Annotated in this window: 2 protein-coding genes; both read right to left on the bottom strand. The window is 35.1% G+C overall.

Annotated features, from left to right (window positions below):
* Positions 1-1,732 precede the first annotated feature (1,732 nt).
* Entirely contained in the window at positions 1,733-6,001 is a 4,269-nt protein-coding gene (locus tag BVH04_RS18575) for an Ig-like domain-containing protein (protein ID WP_140160613.1), read from the bottom strand.
* Positions 6,002-6,941: 940 nt separating this feature from the next.
* On the bottom strand, positions 6,942-9,404 hold the full coding sequence (locus tag BVH04_RS18570) for a right-handed parallel beta-helix repeat-containing protein (protein WP_086542974.1): 2,463 nt from the start codon (positions 9,402-9,404) through the stop codon (positions 6,942-6,944).
* Positions 9,405-9,434 lie beyond the last annotated feature (30 nt).

The following is a 9,434-nucleotide window of genomic DNA, read 5'->3' as shown; positions in this document are numbered from 1 at the left end:
ACTTATTAAGAAACGCGAAATCAGTCACCAGCATCCTAAAAAGTATCGTTGGACTTGTAAGCTGTATTTACGCCCATCGAAGCATTTTCATTCAACTGCACATTCACAACCCACGTAATTCTGTTTAATCCCTAACTTCCTGCAATAAAGCCAACTTCTATATTGAAGTCTTCTATAGGTCGTTTTGTAGTGATATTGATCACACCACCATAAGAAATTACCGAGCTTCAGAAAGGTGTTTCTAGTGGATCTTTGATTACACCAACAGTTTCGATATCTGCAGGATCAAGACCATCGTTATTCCCACTTGGCATCCTAATGAACATCGCTGACTGTACTGAAAAGCCCCTCATAGAGTGATACTCTACCCCATCTCCTCCACGTCCTGTAGATTCCCAAAAGTCACGTTACGCCAGTAGCATTTTTCAATGTATCGTTCATATTCCTCACTACTTGCTCTTTCAGAAGTTTGGAAGAAACCGAGGTATAAAACTGAGGATTTTCCATGTCTGCTTGTGGGAACTTAGCTATGATAGAAATTACTGCCTGAATAAAAGCGGTTGGAGCTCATTTCCATACCTTCACTTCATTCAGATTTGTAGAGCTTTCTGCCAAAGTAAAATTCAACGCCAAAGCTCTACCAGAACTTATAGAAATTTGCTTCTCCTGCTTATCATCTTAAAAGCATATAGTACTTTCCCCTTTAAAAAATACTGTTCAGCCATGGTGTTAATCTTTTTGTTTGACCAAGCTAGAGATCTCAAAGAGTTGACTAAGGAAGAGTTTGAGAGGTTTGTATATCACCTGTTGACCTAGTATAAGATTTCAGAATCAGCTCAAAACATGCTGTTTAAAGGGATAAAGCTCTGTTACGAGCATGTACTGGGTAAAGATAGAACGGTTTTGAAATACTAAGACCAAAGAAAAGTGATTCCCCTCCCAATGTATTGAGAAAAGAAGAAGTCTCAGCAATCATCCAGTTCATCGAGAATTTGAAATACTAAATCATATTTATGTTAATCTACAGTGCTGAATTGAGAATAAGCTAAGCCCTAAAACTCAGAATATGTGATATCCATTAAGATGAAGGACTTGCATAAAGGGAGCGAAAGTTAAGAAGATCGAAAAACAGTGTTGTCTCCAGTGTTCTTGGTTTTACAAGGGAGGTATTGCAAAAGCTTCAAACTGGCTTAATGGTTTTTGGAAGGACAGAAATGGTACAATATTCTGTGAAGCGTATCCAAGCTATTTTAATCTGGGCAGTTGCCAAAAGTCAGACGAATTCTTGGGCATAAATGAATACCCTTCGACACATCCTGAACTATCGAATACTGATGGACTCTGTATGCAGTTTCAGTTTCCCTCCTTGAGGGACAAACTCCCAGTATAGACACTGCAGTCTGGTTTACTTCAGTGTACACCTGCCGAAGTTGCCACTTTCTTGGTTTCGGGTAACAGTTTTTCCAGTATACTATCGGGAACTTCCGAGCTTAAGGGAAACCGAAGAAAGTCGGCAAATGCTTTTCACCCGTTGGAACGATCCTCTCCCTAATCTATGATCACCATTCATGGTACCCGTACATTTTGCCAAAATCGGGGTGGATCTATCGATATGAACATTTTTGAATAAGTCCAATTAAAAAAAGCGCTGCAACCAAATGCCTAATGGAAATTGGTGACAGCGCTTTTAGAGGTTAAGTAGAAAGAGAAATACTAGCTTAAAATTTCTCTTTTAATTCTTGATAAATCTCTTGGTCTCGTAAACAAACACTTTCCCCATAATCCTGATGAAATATATTCCGTCACTATACCCGCTGACGTCAACAGTTATTTTCTCAGTATCAGTGTTTGTCTCTATCACTTTTACAGTAGCCCCGTCTATGCTATAGATATGGATTTCCACATCTTCGCCTTGATACATTTTCTGGAGGTAAATATTTAATACGTCTGAAGTTGGATTTGGTCCTATCTCAAAAGTATACTCTTGCTCCCCAAAAGCATTGTAAGAATTAGTCTTAGGAGCTTTATTTGCACTCACCACACCTACCTGCACGCTATCAGATGCTATTTCAATACCTGATTGGAATGATTTCACTTTAATCATATTGTTTCCTTCCGACAATGGAGCTGCTTCCAGATCATAGAGTAGGCTTTGGGTAGTTCCTTGCTTCACTTCTCCGACATATACCTCTAGACTATCATAATTAGCTTCATATAGTCCTGACCCTACCTGTAAAGGTATTATGTCAGAGGATTTAAACTGCTGATTTTCAATTGGACTTACTAATTCTATTTCTGTTCCGGTTGTCCTTGCTCCCCAAGTGTTCATTATTGTGACATTGATTCTAGATGATTCGGCTGTTAAGCCTTCTTGATCAAACACCTTAGTTTTGACAATATATGTTCCTAGAGGGGGGTTATTTACTGTAAGTTCATATGGAAAAGTACTCTTTACACCAATCAAAGATTCATTGGCAAAGAATTCTACCTTAGCGATTTTGTTCTCTGGATCAGAAGCACTAGCTCTCACAGTTATGCTTTGCCCCTGAATGAAGGTTTGATTCTGCGAAGGAGTTACTATCGAGATCGATGGGGCTTGATTAGGCAGCGGAGTTGATACTACTGATACAAAGATATTGGATGATTCTCCGATCAAACCTTGATCATCAGAAACCCTGGCTCTCAAAACAAAGGTTCCTGTTGGTACATTTTTGACTTCTAATTGATAAGGTGCAGAAGTGGCAGACCCTAATAGCGATCCTCCTGCAAAGAATTCTACTTTGGCTATCTTTCCCTCAGGATCTAAAGCTATAGTCTCAATCAATACATTTTGCCCTTTATTAAATATTTGATTTTGGGAAGGGCTTATTATTTCAACCGATGGCGCTAGATTAATACTTGCAGATGATACCACCGAAATATTGACGTTAGATGATTCTGCCATTTGTCCTTGATCATCATAAACTTTAGCGTTTAGAACAAAATTCCCAATAGATGGATTTGGTAACTTAAACTCAAATGGAGCTTGCGTCAAAACACTCAATAAAGTTGAGTTGTAATAGAGCTCAACTTTCGAAATCTTATTTTCCGGATCAGTTGCATTCGTTTTGATAACTATAGTTTGATCATTGTTAAAAACCTGATTTTGCGTAGGTTGAATGATCCCTATCGAAGGTGGTAAATTTTGTGATGGACGGGCTTCAACCACATTTTGAACTATAATTGCTACTCTAGCTGATTCGCCGGATTGCCCAACTTCATCAAATACCTTAGCCTTCAACTCATAGGTCCCTTGTGGTGCATTATTTAAAGAAAACTGATAAGGAGATTGTGCTAAAGTATTCACCAATGTCTCGTCAACATAAAACTCCACTCTCTGAATTTTGCCTTCAGGATCCGCTGCATTGGCTTTTATCAGAATTTCATCCCCAACAGTAAATACTTCATTCTGAACAGGCTGAGATAGAGAAATTGTAGGGGGCAGATTGCTTTGAGCAGGACCATCCAAAGTTTTCGCAAGAAGTACAGAACCGTACGCAGGAATAATGACTGATCCTGTGAACACTTCTCCTTTTGCATTCTTGAAAGTTCCTGAAAGAGGGTAACTAACAGAACTACCTGAATAATTATATTGAAAGAATACCTGATCCTCCGTGTCGATAAGTTGCGTGGTAACTTTGGAAATTTTCAAGTTATCAATAAGCAAATTTTGTATGGGTTGAGGAAATCTTAATACAACACTTTCATTCCCACTAGTAATATTGGACTTCAAAAGTAATTTAACTTTTTTCACGTCAGATGCGGTGACGAAATTAAAGATTGTGCCTTCTTGATTTTGGTTAAACGTTTTCTCTAGGAGAACTTCTATTGTTTGATCGGGGGAAATACTCTTAGTATCAAACTCTATCAAAATTTGATCTCCGGATGAAACAGCTCCAATTTGTATATAGGCGGAACCCTTTGCATAAGTAGAAGGGCTAATTTTCCATGATCCACCAGATATACCTGATACGAGCTCTGACCCTGCATTATAAACTCCTGATATTATACCTAAATCCGAATTAAAATCACTTTGCTTTATAGTGTTTGTTGACGTGACCACGTATTTTTCCAAATTAAAATCTGGTCTTATTGAATTTCCGTCAAATCCGAATTCGATAGTCCAATTTTTAAGACTTCTTTTTTGCCCTAATACACCATCCTTTGGACTCTGGCTTCTAAGTACAAGCTCAACTCCATATGGGTCCAAAAAGTAATTATTATTGGAAACTCCAATTTGATTTATATCATTTTCAGAAGATGCAATAGCATATGGTAATTCATTATTAAATACACTAGAGAATTGATTACCCTCCACACGAACATTCCTAACAGGGGTACCCAAAGCGTCATGTGTTATTTGTAGTTGCAAAGGCGTCTTATAGAATAAATTATCAAGAATTTCAATATTCTTATTATTGTGGATATAGAGACCTTTTGTGCTTATTTCAGCTATTGTGTTTTTATGAATCTTTATCCCCATCGCATTATCATCGATATAAATTCCTTCAGCCAATTTATAGTTACTATTCGATCCTGCAACAGCTCCTATACCTCTCAGTATTATATTTCCTTCTATCTCTCTCCCGACATCATTCATCCCAATCAACCCATCAGAATTAGTATAAATACCTCCACCATCTTGTTTATAGAGACAATAGTTATCAATAAGATTATTCTTAATGATAGTATAGTTACCTCCGAAATGGATCCCATTAAAGCCTGTATTATATATTCTGTTTCTTATTACTTGAGAATTATTAGCATCAGCTGCTATATAAATCGCTGATCCTTTTAAATCACTGCTACTGGCCATTCCTTGAAAAGGCATCGTGTGATTTATTAAATTATCTTCAATTATAGACCTTGGAGTTCCATATTGAAAAAACAAACCTCCGCTGAGGGAATAATCTATCGAGTTATTGGTTACTACCATGTCAGGAGAAGTATTTGCACTAACAGCATTATCTCCAGCGAATAAGAAATTGTTATTCGATATCTCAATATTTCCAGAATTCTCAATATGGATTAGGTTTGAATTTGCACCTTTCAAACTCAAATTAATAAAGCTCAAATTCCTAATGAATTTATTGACTTTAATTAAGTTATCTCTAGTCGCTACTTGAACGTTCAAAGTATTCGGGTTCTGACCTCCGAAATTACCATAGAGTTTGTTGTCAGATTTAGAATATGCCCATTCTCCAGACTGATCAAGTGCATTTACATGATTTTGCACAAAATACCCAAAATTCTGTTTTGGGAAATATATAGTGCCAGGGGTATTCAAAAAACTTACAGTTGCACCAGCATTGTATGAAATCGGGTGTCTGTCTATAACCCAGTTATTTTTTCTAATCACGATTTCTCCACCGACAAAATTAGCTGGTAGATTTTCTCCTTGAATACTAAAAGGGCTATTTACTGAAGATATAGTCAAATATCCATCATTACTTGAACCTGCATTTGGATATCTACCTACTTCTTTCAATTGGTCATTAATTGTAAAAACCTGAATTGAGCCTCTATCCATGACTGATAAAGCAGCCTCATAAATACCATTTCCTCGTGAAACCCAATTGGACACGCGTGCCATAGAAGTAATTACAGGTTTATCTCCTGATCCATATGATGTGTAAATGATGGGATTTCCGGAGTTACCACCTCGAGTAATTAAGATGGATCCATAAAAAGTATCCCCGCTTTTGAATAAAACCCTATCTCCTGCCTTCAAATCATACGCAAATGAGTTAAGTTTATCAATACTCCTCCAAGGAGTGGTTGAATTTTGCGCTTGGGAAGGAGAACGGTTATCATCTCCTAAGGAACTGGAGAAGTAATAATCAGCAGCAAAAGAGGCGGTAAAAGAAATAATTAATAAAACAATAGTTAAAAAACTCTTGATTAATAAGTAAATTCTTTGGTGCAGCCTATAGAGAGGCGGGCAGAATACGTTTGTTTTCATAAATAGGTTTAGAATTGGAGTGATTATTTTGAAATTCACCAAGTTTCTTGCCAGCAATCCACCTAAATGTTTCAACAGGAATTATGTGAATTCTGAAAATTTTAACAATGCCTATCTGATAAAAAAATGATTAGTTACAATTAAAAAATAAGGGAATTTACAAACTTAAGAAACACCTAAAAAATTATTTATTTAATCCAACAAATATATTGTAAAATAATAAAATCAACAAATTAAAATAATCATAATTGAAATTTTTCATAATAATCTACTGATTATTTATAGAAACTAACTATTTGAACAATAATAGAAATAAAAATAAAAGTAGTGATAAACAATTAGTTATAGCAGTAAGCGCTCTTTTGGCGGAAATTTCATTGGCATTTTAATGTACTTCAAATATTAAAATCTAGTCAGAAATAAACTCTCTTTTTCTCTTATAAAAACAACTCTAACCTATTAAAAATGAGTTTTTCAAAAAAAAAATCAAATAAGTCATATTATTAATTCAATAAATTCTGTTTTTCATTTTTGTAAATTAAATATCGAAAATATTTTTTTGATTCACATCAAAATTCATATTCATAATCCGTCTCTTGCCAAAAGTGTGGAGCAATCCCACAGATAGTGGAAACATTCCATAATTCATAACATATAGAACAATCACTAACATTGCACTTATAGGCTACTCACGTCAAGTAGAAATCACTTAAACTACTACTTATTAAGTCATGATAACTTAACTTCACAGTGTTTAAAAGATGAATTCACTTTTAGGATATAAAAAACCACGTGAATCTTCAATAGGGACGGACTATGAAAAATGAAATTAGTGTGTGCCGGTAGAATTGGTAACGTGGAATTCAGCTAATTTTCATGAATTGATCAATTCAATGGATAACTAATTAAGTCCTTTTAAAATCAATTTAGGATAAATTCACTAATCGACTTTAACTAATAGCACAGATCGAAAAGGATTAATAGAAATAGAATCTTTGAAAACTTGACCATTTGCATTCTTATAAATACCAATTAATGGAAAACTAGCAATTTCCTCTGAATAATTGAATCGGAAAAAAAACTGATTTATATTCTCTTCCCTTGTTATTTTTGCAATTTTTATATTGTCAATTAGAAGGGGTTGAAGATTCGAAGGGATTCTAAACACTACGCTCTCCTGATTAGTCTCAACGAGAGATTTTAAGAAAATGCTCACACTTTCTCCCTTAGGCGATGAGTTGAAATATGAGATTGCTAAATCTTGATTGATGTTAAAGGTTTTTTCAAGGAAAATCTCAATGGTTTGATTTTCACTTTCACTTTGGACGTCCATTTCAACTAAAATTATTTCTTCAGATGCTATTTGACCTATTTGAATATAAATTAGTGCTTCCTTAGAAGAATTAGGAGTTACTTTCAATAAACCATTATTATAACTAGTGCCCACCCAACTTGAAGAAGCATTGTAGGTTCCCGATATAGCCTTAACATCAGCTTTGAAATCGATTTTTTTTATTATTTCTTCGCTGAGTATTTTATATCTACTTAAACTAAATTGTTGCTCTATTGAAGATTCTTCAAAACCAAAAGTACCAGACCAATCTTCAAAAGATCGCATTTTCCCATAGGAGTAACCCGGCTCTTTTGTTACAAAAATGAATTCACGATTGTAAGGATTTAAGAAGTAATTATTTGAACTAAACCCAATTTTATCAATATCAGTCTTTATTGACGAGACTGAAAATATTATTTCTCGATCTCGCGTACTAGAAAATTGGTTATTCGTAATTATGACATCTCTTATTGGGTTTCCTAAAATATCATGAGATAATTGTAGTTGTACCTCACAATCAAAAAACAGATTCCCCACTATGTCAACAGAATTAGCATTGTGTAGATAAATACCTTTCCCATTGATATGGGCAACGGTATTTTGCTCAATTTTTACGCCTCTGGTATCATCATCCAAATAAATACCTTCAGCGATATTGTAATCTTCATTTGTGCCATTACTAGCCCCCATACCATTCAATACGATATTACCCACTATCTCTCTACCTACATTATTAATATTTACCAGCCCCTCTGAATTCATATAGATACCTCCCCCATCTTGCTTCCAAAGACAGAAATTTTTCACTAGGTTGTTTTTTACTACTGAATTATTCCCCCCAAAATGGATCCCACTATAACCTGTGTCAATAATTCTGTTATTTATAATCTGTGAATCCTCAGCATCACCAGCGATATAAATACCAATTCCAGTTAAATCGCTGTTTTTGGCCATCCCTTGGAAAGGCATGGAACTCTCAATTAAATTGTTTAAAATAACTGACCTAGGTGTTCCGTGCCAGAAAAATATGGCTCCACTAAGAGCATAACGTATTTCATTATTGGTCAGAGTGAAATCAGGGGTATTAAAACTATAAACCGCATTTTCACCTGCATATTCCAATAGACATTTATCGATTACAATATTCGAAGACTTTTCAATATTAATTAGATTCTTATTCGCACCCTTGAAGTGGAGATTTTTAAAAGAAAGATTATGAACTAGAAGATTGGAAACTAGCAGATAGTCATTAGTTGCTATTTCAATACTAGCTTCGGAAGGTCTCCTATCTCCAAAATAGATAGATAAATTTTTCTCATCTTTTGAATAAGACCATTCGCCAAATTGATCAAGAGTTTTAACATGATTCTGAATAAAATACCCAAAACCTTCAACAGGTCTATAATTTGATTTCCCTACATTCCAATAATCGACTGTCCCATCTTTCGATTGCTTAATTGGATAGGTATCAATGATCCATTGATTTTTCCTAATTACTATTTCTCCTCCATTTGCATCGAAGGGTATATCTTTTCCATTTATACTCAAGTCATTATTGAGAGATTTAATGGTAAGATATCCTGCATTACCATCATCGAAATTCGGAAACCTTCCTACTTCTTTAAGCTCATCATCAATCAATAAAATCTTAAGTTTATTAGACGCAATATCTGAAATTTTGGAACGGTATACCCCATCCCCTATATGATCCCAAGTTTCGATCTTTATTAAAGATGTAATAATTGGCTTTTCTCCTGTTCCATACGCGTCGAAAAAAATTGGATTTCCACTAGTTCCTCCTCTACTAAGTATAATCGTTCCATGAAAAATATCCCCTCTCTTAAACAAAACCCGATCCCCTGCCTTAAGTGAGGCAGATATTTCATTTAGTTTTTGGATTGAGCGCCAGGGGGTAAGGGAAGATTGAGATTCATCAAGTGTGTACTTATCACTTCCCGAAGAAGCGGAAAAATAGTAATCTGTTGCTAAGATACTATGCGATGATAATAGCAAAATACCTAAACAGATTAAAAATTTGCAGATGGTTTTTCCATTTAAAACTTCATGCATATTAATATGGATTGTATCTGGTTTGGTCTA

It is taken from the genome of Algoriphagus antarcticus, from assembly GCF_002150685.1.
Taxonomy (GTDB): Bacteria; Bacteroidota; Bacteroidia; order Cytophagales; family Cyclobacteriaceae; genus Algoriphagus; species Algoriphagus antarcticus.
Note: the sequence above shows the minus strand (reverse complement) of the source record. Positions and strands in the feature narration are given on the sequence as shown.

Excerpts from the sequence above, each read along its gene's own strand:
- BVH04_RS18570 (WP_086542974.1), bottom strand. The coding sequence starts at position 9,404 with ATGCATGAAGTTTTAAATGGAAAAACCATCTGCAAATTTTTAATCTGT.
- BVH04_RS18575 (WP_140160613.1), bottom strand. The coding sequence starts at position 6,001 with ATGAAAACAAACGTATTCTGCCCGCCTCTCTATAGGCTGCACCAAAGA.